This window comes from Winogradskyella sp. (assembly GCF_013213835.1).
GTDB lineage: Bacteria > Bacteroidota > Bacteroidia > Flavobacteriales > Flavobacteriaceae > Winogradskyella.
Window position 1 is genome coordinate 524,798 of record NZ_JABSSU010000003.1, and the last position, 18,164, is coordinate 542,961.

An 18,164-nucleotide genomic window follows, 5' to 3' on the forward strand; every position below is an offset into this window, starting at 1 on the left:
ATAATACTTAAACATTAAGCATCATGCGATTACACAGAAATCTTTGCTTTGCAGTTATCGACGGATTACACCTCATTTTTAATGAAGGTGAATATGCCGATAAAGTGATTCAGCAACTGTTAAAGCGCGATAAACGCTGGGGAAGCAGAGATCGATCCTTTATTGCAGAAACGGTTTACAGCATTGTTAGATATAAAAGATTATACAGTGAAATTGCAAATGTAAAGGCACCTTTTACCCGTGACGACTTATGGCGCTTATTTGCTGTTTGGGCAACGTTAAAAGGCATCAGACTACCAGATTGGAAATACTTTATAGACACACCGACACGAAAAATAAAAGGTCGTTTTGATGAACTTTCTAAAATTAGAAAGTTTAGAGAATCAATTCCTGATTGGATTGATGAACTTGGTGTAAAAGAAATCGGTGAGTCCGAATGGACTAAAGAAATCACCAAACAAAATGAACAGGCTGATGTCATTTTAAGAGTAAACACTTTAAAAACCAACAAAAAAGATTTACGTCTAAAGCTACAGTCAGAAGACATAGAAACTGAGTTTTTATCAGATTATCCATCAGCTTTAAGACTTACTGAACGTGCTAATGTTTTTAAAACCGAAGCTTTTAAAAATGGTTGGTTCGAAGTGCAAGATGCGTCATCGCAACTTGTGGCAGACTTATTAGATGTGCAACCAGGAATGAAAGTTGTGGATTCTTGTGCTGGAGCTGGAGGAAAAACATTACACCTAGCTTCTTTAATGCAAAACAAAGGGCAAATCATTGCCATGGATATTTACGAAAGTAAATTGAAAAAACTAAAAGTAAGAGCGCGTAGAAATGGGGTTCATAACATCGATATGAAGGTCATAGATTCTACAAAACCTATTAAAAAACTTTATGGTAAAGCAGACAGATTGCTGATAGACGCACCATGTTCTGGATTAGGTGTTCTAAGACGTAACCCAGATGCAAAGTGGAAATTACAACCAGAATTTGTAGAAAACATCATTAAAACACAGTTTGAAATTTTAGAACAATACTCTAAAATGGTAAAACCTGGCGGAAAAATGGTGTATGCAACCTGTTCAATTCTCCCTTCTGAAAATCAGAAACAAGTTGATAAATTCTTAACATCAGAAGCCGGAAAAGCATTTACCTTTGTCAAAGAAAAAAAAGTATTAGCTCACAAATCTGGCTTTGATGGCTTTTACATGGCTTTACTAGAAAAAAATAAAGACAACTAAATCAAAAGATAAATCCTATCAGATGAAACAATTTTACCTTCTATTTTTATTCGTAACATTTGCAACATACGCACAAGTGCCTTCAAATTATTACGATTCGGCAAATGGATTAACTGGTTATACTTTAAAAACCCAACTCAAAACTATTGTTACCAACGGTCATACCTATAATGCTGGTAGTTATGATAACTTATTCACGGCTTATGCGTCAACAGATAGAGATTACTATTATGAAAATGATGGCTCGTTACTAGACATATATTCAGAAAACCCTTCAGGTTCGGAGACTAGCTATAATATTCCTAATGACGAATGTGGTGGTAGTATACCTAATGAAGGCTTGTGCTACAATAGAGAGCATTTATTTCCTCAAGGATTCTTTAACAATTCAGATGCATTACCGATGGTATCTGATATTCATACCGTAGTGCCTACAGATGGATTTGTTAATAATGGAAGAAGTAATTACCCATTTGGTGTTGTCTCTAATACTAATACTTCCTATTCTAACGGATCAAAATGGGGAACAGGAAATAACTACGGATATACTAATAGGGTTTTTGAACCAATCGATGAATTTAAAGGTGATATCGCAAGAGCCATGCTTTATTTTGCAGTAAGATATGAGGACAACTGGAATGATAGCGGTTGGGAAGCACCTGATGCATCACCTTACAACCCATTAAATGGAACCAGTGATCAATTTTATGAAACATGGTTTATCAATACCATGTTAGATTGGCACGCGGCAGATCCTGTTAGTCAGAGAGAATTAGACAGAAATGACGAAGCTTATAACTTTCAAGGTAACGCCAATCCATTTGTGAATCATCCTGAATATGCAGCATTAATTTGGAATCCAGTACCAGATACTCAAGCACCAACAGATCCTTCAAATTTGGTTGCTTCTAACCCAACTGATAATAGCATTAATTTAAGTTGGACAGCTTCAACTGATAATGTAAGTGTAGCTTCATATGATATTTATCAAGATGGTGTTAATCTTTACAACACAGTTACAACCTCTTTTGTAGTTACCGGACTTAGCGCAAATACAAATTACTGTTTTACTGTTAGAGCAAATGATGGATCTGGTAATTCTTCAGGCTTTAGCAATCAAGCTTGTGAAACAACCTCAGATAATGGCTCACAAACAACTGACCTTTTTATCTCTGAATATGTTGAAGGAAGTGGAACAAATAAAGCCATAGAAATCGCAAATTTCACTGGTGGTCCAGTAAGTTTATCTAATTATACTTTAAAATTGGCCTCTAACAGCAACAACTTTTCAACCACATATACGTTTCCAAATAGTCCAACAATAGCAAATGGTGATGTGTTTGTAGTTGCAAATAGCGGTCTAAATTCTGGGTGCCAATCAGAACAAGATGATGTTAATAATAGTATCACTGGTTTTAATGGAAATGATGCTATTGGTCTATTCAAAAACGATGTCCTCATTGATATCTTGGGTATTGAAGGTGATGGTAATGACTTTGCAAAAAATGTAACGTTAATCAGAAAACCAGAAATTCAGTTTCCATCAACTACTTATGACGCCAATGAGTGGAATGTAGTAAGCATTGATGATTGTTCAGATTTGGGTCAGCACAACCAAACCTTAAGCATACAAAACAGTAATGTTAAATTCGTATCAATTCATCCAAACCCAGTAAAATCATTATTATCAATAAACCTTAAAACTGATAATAACGCAAGTATCGAAATTTACGATGTACTCGGAAAGAAGGTTTTAAGTGAAATGATACAAACTACGAAAAGCATTAATGTACAATCATTAAAAACTGGTGTTTATATTATAAAAATTAGTCAAGGTAATTCTAGTATCTCAAAACGATTGATAAAAAACTAAGAACTAACATATAATTAATAGTGAAAAGCAACTCAAATGAGTTGCTTTTTTTGTTTAAAACCTGTTGACTTCTTCAATATATGACAATTAAATTATATCTAGAATAACCTAAAATGCATTAAATTTGCATTTTTAAAACGCTAACGAAAAATCATCACATAATGATTCATTTCTTCGGAAACCAAAACAGTAAAGTATTTGCTGTTCAAGTAACAAAAGAATTATCTACAGAAGACATTTCAAAATTGGTATGGCTTTTTGGTAACCAACCTAAAATAGAACAAGCATCAATAGATGCTTTTTTTGTTGGTCCAAGAGCTGCAATGATAACGCCTTGGAGTACAAACGCTGTTGAGATTACCCAAAATATGGGAATTGAAGGTATTATTAGAATTGAAGAATTTGAATCTATTACTGAAAATTTCAAAGATTATGACCCAATGATTTCTGAAAAGTTCTCTGGTCTTAATCAAGACATCTACACAATCAATATAGAACCTGAAGGTATTCAGAATATTGAAGATATAGTAGCATACAACCAACAAGAAGGTTTAGCACTTAGCAATGAAGAGATTGAATACCTTGAAGGTGTTTCTAATAAAATTGGACGACCATTAACAGATTCTGAAGTTTTTGGTTTTTCGCAAGTAAACTCAGAGCATTGTCGTCATAAAATTTTCAACGGAACTTTTGTCATTGATGGTGAAGAAAAAGAGACGTCTCTTTTTAAAATGATAAAAGAAACGTCTAAACAAAATCCAAACGATATTGTTTCAGCATATAAAGACAACGTAGCATTTATAAAAGGTCCTGTTGTTGAACAATTTGCACCAAAACGCGCTGATGTTCCGGAATATTACGAAACTAAAGATTTTGAATCTGTAATTTCATTAAAAGCAGAAACACACAATTTCCCAACTACTGTTGAGCCATTTAATGGTGCTGCAACTGGTTCTGGTGGTGAAATTAGAGATAGACTTGCTGGTGGAAAGGGTTCTATTCCTTTAGCTGGTACCGCTGTTTATATGACAGCGTATTCTAGACTTGAAGACGAACGTCCTTGGGAAAAAGCGTTCCCAGAGCGTAAGTGGTTATACCAAACACCAATGGATATTCTAATTAAAGCAAGTAATGGTGCTTCAGACTTTGGAAACAAATTTGGGCAACCTCTTATTTGTGGTTCGGTTTTAACTTTTGAACATCAAGAGGAAGCTGATAAAATTGGTTACGATAAAGTCATTATGCAAGCTGGTGGTATTGGCTACGGAAAAGCAGACCAAGCTATTAAAGATGTTCCTCAAGCAGGTGATAAAATCGTCATTCTTGGTGGTGACAACTATCGCATCGGAATGGGTGGAGCTGCGGTTTCATCTGCTGATACTGGTGAATTTGATTCAGGTATTGAATTAAATGCTGTACAACGTTCTAATCCTGAAATGCAAAAACGTGCTGCTAATGCTGTTCGTGGTATGGTAGAAAGCGAAGAGAACTTTATTGTTTCTATTCACGATCACGGAGCTGGTGGACACCTAAACTGTTTATCAGAACTTGTTGAAGATACTGGTGGAAAAATTGACTTAGATAAATTACCTGTTGGTGACCCAACATTGTCTGCTAAAGAAATTATTGGTAACGAGTCTCAAGAACGTATGGGATTAATTATTGCAGATAAACATTTAGATACACTTCATAAAATTGCAGACAGAGAACGCTCACCAATTTACGATGTTGGTGATGTTACAGGTGAACATCGCTTTACGTTTGAGTCTAAAACCAATGGTGACAAACCAATGGATTTAGCGCTAAACGATATGTTTGGAAGCTCACCAAAAACGATAATGAATGATGTTACTGTCGCTAAAAACTACAGTGATGTATCATATAATTCAGATAATTTTTATAATTATTTAGACCAAGTACTACAACTAGAAGCTGTGGCTTGTAAAGATTGGTTAACTAATAAAGTTGATCGATGTGTTGGTGGAAAAGTTGCCAAACAACAATGTGTTGGTCCTTTACAAATTCCTTTGAATAATGTTGGTGTTATGGCATTAGATTTTAAAGGAAAAGAAGGTATTGCAACTTCGGTTGGCCACTCACCTATTTCAGGTTTAATTAATCCTGAAGCTGGTAGTAGAAATTCAATTACCGAAGCTTTAACTAACATAATTTGGGCACCTCTTAAAGATGGTTTAACTAACGTTTCACTTTCTGCAAACTGGATGTGGCCTTGTAAAAACGAAGGTGAAGATACGCGCTTGTATGAAGCTGTAAAAGCAGTTTCAGAGTTTGCTATAGATTTAGGAATCAATGTTCCAACAGGAAAGGATTCGTTGTCTATGAAGCAAAAATATCCTGAAGGTGATGTTATTGCACCAGGAACTGTGATTATTTCAGCTGCTGCTAATTGTAATGATATTACTAAGGTTGTTGAGCCTGTTTTCAAAACTGGAAAAGGCAACATTTACTACATCAATATTTCGCAAGATGATTTTAAACTTGGTGGTAGTTCGTTTGCTCAAATTTTAAATAAAATTGGAAACGAAACACCAAACGTTCAAAATGCAGCGTATGTAAAAACTGTGTTTAATACCATTCAGCAGTTAATCAATAACGATCAAATTATTGCAGGTCATGATGTTGCTTCTGGTGGTTTGATAACCACATTATTAGAATTATGTTTTGCTGATAATAATGTTGGTGCGGAATTAGATATTTCAGCATTAAATGAAACCGATTCTTTAAAGGTGTTGTTTGCTGAAAACTCAGGAATTGTAATTCAGGCAGAAGATGAAATCGAATCTACTTTAAAAGACGCTGGAATTACATTCCACAACATAGGAAAAGTTACAGAAAGTGATGTTTTAAGTGTAATTAACAACAATGATGTGTTTACGATGACCATTTCTCGATTAAGAGATATGTGGTATAAGACCTCTTTCCTACTCGACCAAAAACAAACTGCAAACGGATTAGCAAAAGACCGTTTTGACAATTATAAAAATCAGCCGCTTCAATATAAATTTCCTGAGCATTTCACAGGAAAATTAGAAGATGTCATTGCAAGCGACGCGAAGCAATCTCGTCCTAAAGCAGCCATACTTCGCGAAAAAGGAAGTAACTCTGAACGCGAAATGGCAAACGCTATGTATTTGGCTGGTTTTGATGTTAAAGATGTACATATGACCGATTTAATTTCTGGTCGTGAAACATTAGAAGACATTCAGTTTTTAGGTGCTGTTGGTGGATTCTCAAATTCAGATGTATTGGGTTCTGCAAAAGGATGGGCAGGCGCCATTAAATACAACGAAAAAGCCAACAAAGTGATTAAAAACTTCTTTGAAAGAGAAGACACCTTATCTGTTGGAATTTGTAATGGTTGTCAGCTTTGGATGGAATTAGACCTTATCAATCCAGACCACGAGGTTCACGGAAAAATGGTTCATAACGATTCTCATAAGCATGAAAGTTCGTTTACTTCAGTAAAAATTCAAGAGAATAACTCAGTAATGTTATCATCTTTAGCAGGAACATCTCTAGGTGTTTGGATTTCTCACGGTGAAGGTAAATTCAACTTACCATATTCTGAAGATAAATATCAAATTGTTGCAAAATATGGCTATGAAGGATATCCACATAATCCAAACGGTTCAGACTTTAACACTGCCATGATGAGTGACAAAACTGGTCGTCATTTAGTAACGATGCCACATATTGAGCGTTCTACTTTCCAATGGAATTGGTCGAACTATCCTGATGGTAGAAAAGATGAAGTATCGCCTTGGTTAGAAGCTTTTGTAAATGCTAGAAAGTGGATTGAAAACAGATAACTCAATCAATAAAGATTACAATTTGTAATCAAAAAAATACAATTCAGTAATTCCATTTTTACAGCGTATGTAGAATGATGCATCTTTGTGTAAACAAATTAAATATGGATTTAGTAAGGCTATTAATTATTGTTCATGCTACTTTAGGTGGCATTGCGCTAATCTCGGGTAGCATAAGCATGTTTAGTAAAAAGGGAAGTCAACTTCACAAACGAACTGGTAAACTATTTGTAGGTAGTATGATTTTAAGTGCGGCAATTTCAATTCCTGTGTGTTTTACTCCAGGACATGAAAATATGTTACTTTTTTCCATTGCAGTATTTACTATTTACTGTATTCTAAGTGGACAACGTGCTTTGCTTTTTAAACCAACAAATTTATTACATTTAAAACTTTGGAAAGATTGGCTCATTAGTGGTGTAATGTTTTCATTTGGTATTGCTCTAATGTTAGAAGGTACCTTTAAACTTCTTTATCCTAATGGACCAACACTGTTATTTTATTTTTTTGGCATATTAAGCCTGTTTTTCTCAATTCAAGATTTTTTGTTCTTCGCAAAAAAGAATAAGCCAGCAAACGAGTTTATAAAGCGCCATATTGGTTTAATGTCTGGCGCATATACTTCATCTTTCACCGCCTTTTTACTTGCAGGGTTACAATTAAAACATTGGCTCGTTTGGATAGTCCCGACAGTACTAATCACTATTTGGATAATATATTGGATGAGAAAATATTCTAAAATCTAAAGGCTATAAAACAGAAAAACCTCGAAATATTGCTACTTCGAGGTTTTTCTTTACAAACTATGGAAATACTACAACGTAGTCTTAATTGCTGCTTGTGCAGAGACTAAACGTGCAATTGGCACGCGGAAAGGAGAACAACTCACATAATCCATACCTGTATTATAGCAGAACTCTATAGAACTTGGCTCTCCACCATGTTCACCACAAATTCCAACTTTTAAATTTGGTTTTGTACTTCTACCGCGTTCTGTTCCTATTTTTAATAATTGACCAACACCTTCTTGATCAATAACCTCAAATGGATCTACTTTTAAGATACCTTTTTCAATATATTTTGGCAAGAACTTGCTTGCATCATCTCTAGAATACCCAAATGTCATTTGAGTTAAATCATTTGTACCAAATGAAAAGAAATCAGCTTTTTCAGCAATGAGGTCTGCCATAAGCGCAGCTCTTGGAATTTCTATCATTGTACCTACAGAATATTCAACAGAGTCATTTCGCTCTTTAAAAATAGTTTTGGCTGTTCTACGAATAATCTGCTCTTGCATTTCAAATTCTTTAACTGTACCAACTAAAGGAATCATTATTTCAGGTTTACAAACTACTCCTCTTTCTTTTAAGTTAAGTGCAGCTTCAATAATTGCTCTTGCTTGCATCTCAGTAATTTCAGGATATGTGTTACCTAATCTACAACCTCTGTGACCTAACATTGGGTTGAATTCTTCAAGTTCTGCCACTTTATTCTTAACAGCTTGTAATGAGATATGCATATCTTCAGCAAGTTCTTTTTGAGTAGCTAATTGGTGAGGTACGAATTCGTGTAATGGTGGATCTAAAAGTCTAATGGTTACGGCACAACCTTCCATTGCTTCAAAAATACCTTCAAAGTCAGAACGTTGCATTGGTAATAATTCCTCTAATGCTTGTTTACGACCTTTAACAGTATCCGCTAAAATCATTTCTCGCATAGCTTTCATTCTGTCCAATTCAAAAAACATATGCTCTGTACGTGTTAGACCAATACCTTGTGCACCAAAACTACGTGCTACCTTTGCATCTCTTGGCGTATCGGCATTTGTTCTCACTTTTATTTCACCATACTTATCTGCTAAATTCATAATTTCTGCAAACTCACCGCTTAATTGAGGTTCTTTAGTGGCTACTTTACCTTCAATGATATTACCAGTAGATCCATTTAAAGAAATCCAATCACCTTCATGATATTTTTGATTTCCTATAGTCACTGTTCTTCTCTTATAATCAATTTTAAGTGCACCTGCACCAGAAATACAACATTTACCCATACCTCTAGCAACAACAGCAGCATGAGACGTCATACCACCACGAGCGGTTAAGATACCTTTAGCTATGTTCATGCCTTCTAAATCTTCTGGTGATGTTTCAATTCTCACCAAAATACTGTTCTTGTATTTATCAGCTTCATCAGCAAAGAATACAATTTTACCAGTGGCTGCACCAGGCGAGGCTGGAAGACCTTGAGCGATAACTTTTGCTCGTTTTAGTGCCTCTGGATCAAACACAGGATGAAGCAATTCATCTAATTTATTAGGCTCTACTAACAATAAAGCTTCCTTCTCATCAATCATACCTTCTTTTTGAAGATCCATTGCAATTTTAACCATGGCAGCACCAGTGCGCTTACCATTACGAGTTTGTAAGATCCAAAGTTTACCATCTTGAATTGTAAACTCCATATCTTGCATGTCTCTATAATGCTTTTCTAAAATATCTTGATATGAGTTAAGCTCTGAGAATATGGTTGGCATTAACTCTTCTAATGACGGATAATTCTCTGCACGATCTTTTTCTTCAATTTTAGCTAATTCTGCCCAACGTTGTGATCCAATTTTTGTGATCTGTTGTGGCGTTCTAACACCAGCTACAACATCCTCACCTTGCGCATTAATAAGATATTCACCATTAAATATGTTTTCACCTGTACCTGCATCTCTAGTAAAACAAACACCAGTACCTGAGTTTTCGCCCATATTACCATATACCATGGCTTGCACGTTAACTGCAGTTCCCCAATCTGCTGGATAACTATTCATATTTTTGTAATACACAGCTCGATCGCCGTTCCAGCTATTAAATACCGCTATAATTGCACCCCAAAGCTGATCCCATGGATTTGTCGGGAAGTTTTTACCTGTTCTCTTTTTAACAGCATCTTTAAAATCGTAAACTAAATCTTGTAAATCTTGAAGTGTAAACTCAGTATCTAAAGTAATACCTCGCTTTTCTTTAAGATGCTCCATGATTTCTTCAAACGGATCTATATCTTCTTTTGAAGCAGGCTTCATACCTAAAACGACACCACCATACATTTGAATAAAACGGCGATAAGAATCCCATGCAAATCTCTCGTTATTTGTCTTTTTAGCTAAACCTAAAACAACCTCATCATTAATACCTAAATTTAAAACGGTATCCATCATACCTGGCATCGATACTCTTGCACCAGATCTCACAGAGATTAATAATGGATTATCCTTATCCCCAAAAGTAGCACCCATTTGAGATTCTATACTCGCCACTGAAGCTTCAACTTCATCTTTAATTAAATTGATAGCAGCAATCTGCCCTAGCTCATTGTATTCGGTACATACTTCTGTCGTAATTGTAAATCCAGGAGGAACAGGAATACCAATTGAACTCATTTCAGCAAGATTCGCACCTTTACCTCCAAGAAGGTTACGCATCTCGCTGTTGCCATCTGCGGTTTTGTTACCAAATTTGAAGACTCTTTTCTTCACGTCTTGTAATACTTCCAAGATTTGTTATATTAAAATTATTTTATTTAAAAAGTTTCTATAAAAGTACTTCTTAGTATTACCAATTATTATGATATAAATCATGTTAAGCCCTTTATTTACAAGGAATAATAGTTTTTAAGGTATTCGTTCTAAAAAATTTAAAGAGATATCATTTTTAACAATTAAAGATGACATTTCTCATTTTTACTGTGTCATCAAATCTCTATTTTAGGTGCTGTGAAAACTATACTTAATACAAAAGTCCCAGAAGGACCATTAGAAAAAAAATGGAGCAATTATCAGTTGAATTCTCAACTCATAAATCCTGCAAATAAGAAGAAACTAAACGTTATTGTGGTTGGCTCTGGTCTTAGTGGTGCTGGTGCCGCTGCGACCTTAGCAGAACTTGGTTATGATGTAAAATGTTTTTGTTACCAAGATTCTGCAAGACGCGCGCATTCAGTCGCTGCTCAAGGTGGCATAAATGCTGCCAAAAACTATCAGCATGATGGTGATAGCGTCTACAGAATGTTTTATGACACTTTAAAAGGTGGGGATTTTCGATCTAGAGAGGCTAACACATATCGTCTAGCAGAATTATCTGCTCCGTTAATTGATCATTTTGTACAACAAGGTGTGCCTTTTGCGAGAGAATATGGTGGCACACTTGTAAATCGAAGTTTTGGTGGTGTACAAGTACAAAGAACTTTTTATGCTCGCGGCCAAACAGGACAACAATTATTGTTGGCCGCCTACTCTCAGCTTTATAAAATGATTAAAGCCAAAAAGGTGCAAATGTATACGCGTAGTGAAATGATGGACTTAGTGGTTATTAATGGTAAAGCCAAAGGCATCATAGTTAGAAATTTGGTTTCTGGTGAATTAGAGCGCTATGCTGCAGATGCTGTAGTGTTGGCTACAGGAGGCTACTCAAGAGTGTTTCGATTGTCTACATTAGCCATTGGTTGTAATGGTAGTGCAATCTGGAAAGCTCATAAAAAAGGTGCATTTTTTGCTGCACCAAGTTTTACTCAGATTCACCCAACAGCGCTGCCACAATCAAGTGAAGCACAATCTAAACTGACACTAATGTCAGAATCACTTAGAAACGATGGTCGTATTTGGGTACCCAAACAAAAAGGAGATAAAAGATTACCAAAAGATATTCCAGAAAGCGAGCGTGACTATTACTTAGAGCGTCGTTATCCTAGTTTCGGAAATTTAGCACCTAGAGATATCGCGTCTAGAGCAGCTAAAGAAAGAATTGATACTGGATTTGGTGTTGGAAGACTTAAAAATGCGGTGTATTTAGATTTTAAACATGCTATTGAAAAATTTGGCCTAGATACTATTAAAGACCGCTATGGTAATCTATTTAAAATGTACCATAAAATTACCGGTATTGATGCCTACACAACACCAATGTTAATTTCTCCAGCTGCGCATTTTTCAATGGGAGGACTTTGGGTAGATTATGAATTAATGACTACAGTTCCTGGACTTTATGCTGTTGGGGAATGCAATTTCTCGGATCATGGTGCTAATCGTCTTGGAGCAAATAGTTTGTTACAAGCAAGTGTTGATGGTTACTTTATTTTACCCAATACGATAAATAATTATTTGGCTAATGAAATAAAATCTGATCATCCTTCAACAGATCATCCAGAATTTGATAATGCGGAAAAAAGCACACGTGCTCATATTAAAAACATTTTGTCCGTAAACGGCACCAAAACCGTAGACCATTTTCATAGAGAACTCGGAAAAATTATGTGGAATGAGTGCGCAATGAGTCGAACAAAAGAAGGCCTAGAGAAAGCTATTGTTCAAATAAAGCAACTCAAAGAAGACTTCTGGACTGATGTTAAAGTTACAGGTGACTCTAACGAAATGAATACAGAACTTGAAAAAGCATATCGTTTAGCAGATTTTATTGAACTCGGAATTTTAATGTGTACAGATGCCTTACAGCGAGACGAATCTTGCGGTGCACATTTTAGGGAAGAATTCCAAACTAAAGATGGTGAAGCAATGCGCGTAGACGATGATTACGCTTATGTGTCCGCATGGGAATATGATAATGGTAATTTCAATCTCCACAAGGAAGAATTAGAATTCCAATTTGTAACACCAACAGTAAGAAGCTATAAATAAATTAACATGAAGGTAACCTTTAAAATATGGCGTCAAGACAATCCGAATTCGGATGGAAGTTTTAAATCTTATGAATTAGACAACTTAACTGAAGACATGTCTTTTCTTGAAGCTTTAGATCAGCTTAATGAAGAATTGGTTTTAAAAGATGAAAAAGTTATTGCTTATGAATACGATTGTCGCGAAGGTATCTGTGGCCAATGTGGAGTCTTTATTAATGGTAGAGCTCATGGACCTCATGCTAATATGACGACATGTCAATTGCATATGAGAAGTTTTCAGGATGGTGATACCATTACTGTTGAACCTTGGCGTGCAAAAGCTTTTCCAATAATTAAGGATTTGGTTGTAGATCGTTCGGCTTTTGATCGTATTATTGAAGCTGGTGCGTACATCAGTTCTAAAACTGGTACTGCACCGGAAGCAAATGCCATTCCAATACCAAAATCAGTAGCCGATAAAGCAATGGATGCTGCGGCTTGTATAGGATGTGGTGCTTGTGTGGCCACATGTAAAAATTCTTCTGCTGTTCTTTTTACCTCAGCTAAAATCATTCATTTTAATAATTTACCTCAAGGAAAAGCTGAAGCTAAAGACAGACTGCAACAAATGACTTACCAAATGGATCTAGAAGGATTTGGAAATTGTACCAATACAGGAGCTTGCGAAGTGGAATGCCCGGAAGGGATTTCAATAAAAAATATTGCCGAATTAAATTCTAGCTGGATAAAGTCCATGTTTTAATTTCATAATCATTACTTAAAATGAAAAAGCCAATAATGAATAATCACTATTGGCTTTTTACGTCATATTGAATATAAAAAAATAGAACCCTAGCTAAGCTAGTTTAAGTTTTTTATGCAAACGTTTGTCTTTATCTTGATGTGCTTTGTCCACGGTTCGTTTCATGAATAAGGAAACAACTAAAGCAACAACAAATAATCCTACAAACACCATAAGTGTTGTGTCTAATGAACCTGTTGCCTTTTTAACCATATCGTAAACTGTTGGACCAACCACACCAGCTAAAGCCCATGCTGTTAAGACCATACCATGAATTGCACCTAATTGTTTTGTTCCGAATAAATCTCCTAAAAATGCAGGAAGCGTCGCAAAACCACCACCATACATAGTTATTACAGTAAATAACACCACCAAGAAAACTATTTCTACACCAATTTTTGGTAACAAGAAAAAAGCTAAAATTTGAAATCCAAAGAAGATGATATAGGTATTAGCTCTTCCTAAATAGTCAGATAAACTTGACCATAAAATTCTACCTAATCCATTAAACACTCCAATAAGACCGACTACAGCAGCAGCTTCCATTGGTGTATAATTCAATTTTTCTTGCATCATCGGACTTGCTGCAGAAATTATTGCAATACCACAGGCAATGTTTATGAACATCATAATCCAGATGTAATAGAAACGGTTGGTTTTTAAAGCTTCATTTGCTGAAATATTTGCTAAATCCTTTTTTATTGTTTTGCCTTCACCAGGCTTAAAACCTTCAGGTAAATAACCTTCTGGTGGACGCTCAATATATCTTGCAGATGATAAAATGAGTATCATATAAATAAGACCTAAGATGTAAAAAGCATTAGATACACCAACATAGTTAAATAATGATTGCATTACAGGTCCAAATATCAAAGCTGCAAAACCAAAACCCATAATCGCCATTCCGGTTGCTAATCCGCGTCTATCCGGAAACCATTTTACCAATGTACTTACTGGTGTTATATAACCTAAACCAAGACCAATACCACCAATAACACCATAGCATAAATAAAACAGCCATAATGATTCTAATTGTACTGCCAAACCAGAACCTAAAATACCTACACCATAGAATAATCCGGCTGCGGTTCCACTTACTTTAGGGCCAACTTTCTCAACCCATCTTCCTAAAAATGCTGCAGAAAGCCCCAATAATAAAATAGCAATTTTAAATGCCCATTTTATGACACTTCCATCTACATCAAATATATCTTTTACTGGATTGGTCATTACTGAATAGGCATATACCGAACCAATAGAAATATGAATTCCTACGGCAGAAGCAGCAATTAACCAACGATTTTTTAGTTTTTGTGTTTTCATGTTTTCTTAAAAGTCTACAGATAGCATTACTATCTTAATTCACTCTTACCTCTTTAAAATACTGCTGAAGTATATCTACGGCTGCATCAATTTCTTCTGCTGTGTTTTCTCTGGCGTCTTTTAAAGGATAATTCATTCCCATGGTTTCCCATTTGTGGACACCTAACGTATGGTATGGCTGAATCTCAATCTTTTCTATAGTCTCATAATCCTTAAAATAATCACCCATAGAATGAAGAAGTTCAGGTTTCCCTGTAATTTCAGGAATTAAAACATAGCGTAACCACATTGGTTTGCCTGAAGCCTCGCGATATTTGGCAAAATTGAAAGTCGTTTCTTTATTTTTCTGACCTGTGATGTATTGAAAACCTTCTTCAGTCATATGTTTAATATCTAACATCACTAAATCCGTATACTCATCTAACAATTCTTCCGTAAAATGATTAAGAATTCTTCCGTTGGTATCTAGATTTGTATGAATGCCTTCTTCTTTCAATCTTTTGAAGAACTGCACCAAAGCTTTAGATTGTAATACTGGTTCACCACCAGATACTGTAACTCCACCTTTTTTACCAAAATATGGTTTTTGTCTAACCGCTTGCTGTACCAAATCTTCGATATCATATTCCTTACCAGCATGTGTATCTATGGTATCAGGATTATGACAATACAAACAATTGAGTTTACAACCTTGTAAAAACACAATCATTCGAACACCAGGACCATCATGTGTACCCATAGATTCTATAGAATGAACTCGCAGTATGTTATCTTTAGTATTGATAATTATTAGTTTTAAAATTAGCACCTAAAAACAAGACTTTGACGTCTCATTTTTAGGTACTAGTATTAATAAATAGAGTTGTTTCTTAAATTGATTCGTGGAAAGACCTAGTAATGACTTCCATTTGTTGCTCTCTAGTTAAGCGGACAAAGTTTACAGCATAACCAGAAACTCTAATAGTTAATTGTGGATATTCCTCAGGATGTTCCATAGCATCCAATAATGTTTCTTTATCCAAAACATTAACGTTAACGTGTTGTGCACCTTTTAAGAAGTAACCGTCTAAAATTGATGTTAAGTTATCAATTCGGTCTTCATCTGTTGCACCCAAAGATTTTGGAACTATAGAAAATGTATTTGAAATTCCATCTAATGAATCATTGTAGTCAATTTTTGCAACCGAGCTTAATGAAGCAATTGCACCATTTGCATCTCTACCATGCATTGGGTTTGCACCTGGCGCAAATGGCACGCCCATAGCTCTACCATCTGGTGTAGCACCTGTTTTTTTACCATAAACTACATTTGATGTAATGGTAAGTACAGACATTGTTGGTTGTGCATCTTTATAAACCGACAGTTGTTTTAATTCATTATTAAAATCTGCAACGGCATTTGCTGCTAAAACGTCAACGCGATCATCATCATTACCATAGCAAGGGAATTCACCTTCAATTTTAAAATCTACAGTTAAACCTTCTTCATTTCTAATTGGCGTTACTTTAGCATATTTAATTGCAGAAAGCGAATCGGCTACGATTGAAACACCTGCAACACCATATGCAATATCAATACTTGGATTGGTATCTATAAGTGCCATCTGAGCTTTTTCGTAGTAGTACTTATCATGCATGTAATGAATAATATTCATCGCATCATTGTACACTCTAGCTACTTCTTTCATAGCAATTTTGTAGTTCGCCATGACTTCATCGTAATCTAAAACTTCTGATGTTAAAGGTTTAATACCATCAACCATTTGAGTTCCTGTGATTTCACAACGTCCGCCATTTAAAGCTAATAATAAGGTCTTAGCAAGATTTGTTCTTGCACCAAAGAATTGAATAGATTTACCTAACTCTTGGTAAGACACACAACAAGCAATACCATAATCATCAGAACCACGAGTTACGCGCATTAATTCATCATTTTCAAATTGAATTGACGATGTATCAATAGCAACTTTAGAACAGAAATCTTTGAAGTTTTGAGGTAATTCTCTAGACCAAAGAATTGTCATGTTTGGTTCTGGTGAAGGTCCTAAATTGTATAAGGTATTTAAGAAACGGAACGATGTTTTAGTCACCTTAGTTCTTCCATCTTCAAACATACCACCAATAGCTTCAGTTACCCAAGTTGGGTCACCAGCAAAAATTTCGTCATAAGCACTCATTCTTAAATGACGTACCATACGTAATTTCATTACAAATTGGTCTATCATTTCTTGAGCTTCAACTTCTGTAATAAGACCTTCTTGTAAATCTTCTTCTATATAAATATCTAAAAATGTAGATACATTACCCAAAGACATTGCTGCACCATCTTGTTCTTTTACTGCAGCTAAATAACCCATATACGTCCATTGTACTGCTTCTCTTGCATTTTCAGCAGGACGCGTTAAGTCTAAGTTATATTTAGCACCAAGCGCTATGATTTCTTTTAATGCCTTAATTTGGTCTGTAACTTCTTCACGTAATCTTATGACAGCATCTGTCATAGGACCAGTAATATTGGTTAAATCGCGTTTTTTAGCTTCTATTAATGCATTAACACCATATAAAGCGATACGACGATAATCACCTATAATTCTACCACGTGCATAATTATCTGGCAAACCAGTTAAAAACCCTAAAGAACGGTATTTTTTAATCTCTTCGTTATATGCAGCAAATACACCATCATTATGGGTTTTTACATATTTTGAAAATAATTCAGTAAGATTTTCATTGGGTTTAACACCTTGCTCAGCAAGTGCTTTTTGTACCACTTTAAAACCACCAAAAGGTTTCATGGTTCTTTTAAGTAATTCGTCTGTTTGTAAACCTACGATAACTTCATTGTCCTTGTCTATATAACCGGCACTAAAAGCACTAATTGTAGAAATTGTGTCTGTATCTAGGCATCTAACTCCATTGTTTTTTCTTTCTTCTAATGTAGCTTGTTTACATACCGCCCATAATTTTTGGGTTTTGTTGCTTGGACCAACCAAAAATTCGTGTGTTCCATAATAAGGTGTAATGTTATTGAAGACGAAATTCCTAACATCAATCTTATCCGTCCAAATTCCTGGTTTAAAATGTTTTACTTCCATTACTCTATTTATTTAAGATATTGAAAAATTATATGCGCTTTTTATACTCTCAAAGTTAGCAACAGAACACGTGAAGATTTATGATATTTATCAGTAAACCCTTATTATGAAAGGTTTTATACAATTTTAGATATAATTGAATAAACACAATTTTAAAAGGATTACTAAATCGATTTCGGTTTAATTATTCTCAAAAAAAAGCGTTAAAAAATTAATAATTCGAAAATTAAATTGTGTTAAATTTTGTAATTTGAAGTATTATTGCATTCGTGTTTGAATAAAAAAGGTATTCTGCCTTGGTATTTTCAAACTCTAAAAATCATTTGACTTTTATAT

Annotated in this window: 10 protein-coding genes; 6 read left to right on the plus strand and 4 right to left on the minus strand. The window is 35.0% G+C overall.

Annotated elements, in window-relative coordinates; all coding sequences use genetic code 11:
- Window positions 1-23 precede the first annotated feature (23 nt).
- From HRU50_RS05295 to HRU50_RS05310, 4 genes are all read left to right on the plus strand, one after another.
- Window positions 24-1,244: a methyltransferase domain-containing protein gene (locus HRU50_RS05295; protein WP_296348910.1), complete on the plus strand. Its 1,221-nt coding sequence runs from the start codon at window positions 24-26 to the stop codon at window positions 1,242-1,244.
- Window positions 1,245-1,266: 22 nt separating this feature from the next.
- A complete protein-coding gene (locus HRU50_RS05300) occupies window positions 1,267-3,117 on the plus strand; it encodes an endonuclease (protein ID WP_296348912.1) in 1,851 nt (616 codons plus the stop codon).
- 161 nt (window positions 3,118-3,278) lie between these two features.
- The gene (gene purL, locus HRU50_RS05305; RefSeq protein WP_296348914.1) at window positions 3,279-6,947 is read left to right on the plus strand and encodes a phosphoribosylformylglycinamidine synthase; all 3,669 of its coding nucleotides are present in this window, start codon (window positions 3,279-3,281) and stop codon (window positions 6,945-6,947) included.
- Between the two features lie 104 nt (window positions 6,948-7,051).
- On the plus strand, window positions 7,052-7,693 hold the full coding sequence (locus tag HRU50_RS05310) for a hypothetical protein (protein ID WP_296348916.1): 642 nt from the start codon (window positions 7,052-7,054) through the stop codon (window positions 7,691-7,693).
- Between the two features lie 68 nt (window positions 7,694-7,761).
- On the opposite strand, the gene ppdK is transcribed toward HRU50_RS05310, so the two are convergent.
- Window positions 7,762-10,491 (minus strand): pyruvate, phosphate dikinase, encoded by a 2,730-nt coding sequence (gene ppdK, locus HRU50_RS05315; protein WP_296348918.1) that lies wholly within the window; start codon window positions 10,489-10,491, stop codon window positions 7,762-7,764.
- Between the two features lie 228 nt (window positions 10,492-10,719).
- Between ppdK and HRU50_RS05320 the strand changes: the two genes are divergently transcribed.
- Both HRU50_RS05320 and HRU50_RS05325 read left to right on the plus strand, forming a co-directional pair.
- Entirely contained in the window at window positions 10,720-12,627 is a 1,908-nt protein-coding gene (locus HRU50_RS05320) for a fumarate reductase/succinate dehydrogenase flavoprotein subunit (protein ID WP_296349095.1), read from the plus strand.
- Window positions 12,628-12,633: 6 nt separating this feature from the next.
- The gene (locus tag HRU50_RS05325; protein WP_296348920.1) at window positions 12,634-13,371 is read left to right on the plus strand and encodes a succinate dehydrogenase/fumarate reductase iron-sulfur subunit; all 738 of its coding nucleotides are present in this window, start codon (window positions 12,634-12,636) and stop codon (window positions 13,369-13,371) included.
- Window positions 13,372-13,464: 93 nt separating this feature from the next.
- Here the strand turns inward: HRU50_RS05325 and HRU50_RS05330 are convergent, their stop codons facing one another.
- The 3 genes from HRU50_RS05330 to pflB form a co-directional block, all read right to left on the minus strand.
- Complete coding sequence (locus HRU50_RS05330; RefSeq protein ID WP_296348922.1) at window positions 13,465-14,733, minus strand: OFA family MFS transporter; 1,269 nt, start codon at window positions 14,731-14,733, stop codon at window positions 13,465-13,467.
- 34 nt (window positions 14,734-14,767) lie between these two features.
- Complete coding sequence (gene pflA / locus HRU50_RS05335) at window positions 14,768-15,541, minus strand: pyruvate formate-lyase-activating protein (protein ID WP_296348924.1); 774 nt, start codon at window positions 15,539-15,541, stop codon at window positions 14,768-14,770.
- A gap of 61 nt (window positions 15,542-15,602) precedes the next feature.
- Entirely contained in the window at window positions 15,603-17,828 is a 2,226-nt protein-coding gene (pflB, locus tag HRU50_RS05340) for a formate C-acetyltransferase (protein WP_296348926.1), read from the minus strand.
- Window positions 17,829-18,164 lie beyond the last annotated feature (336 nt).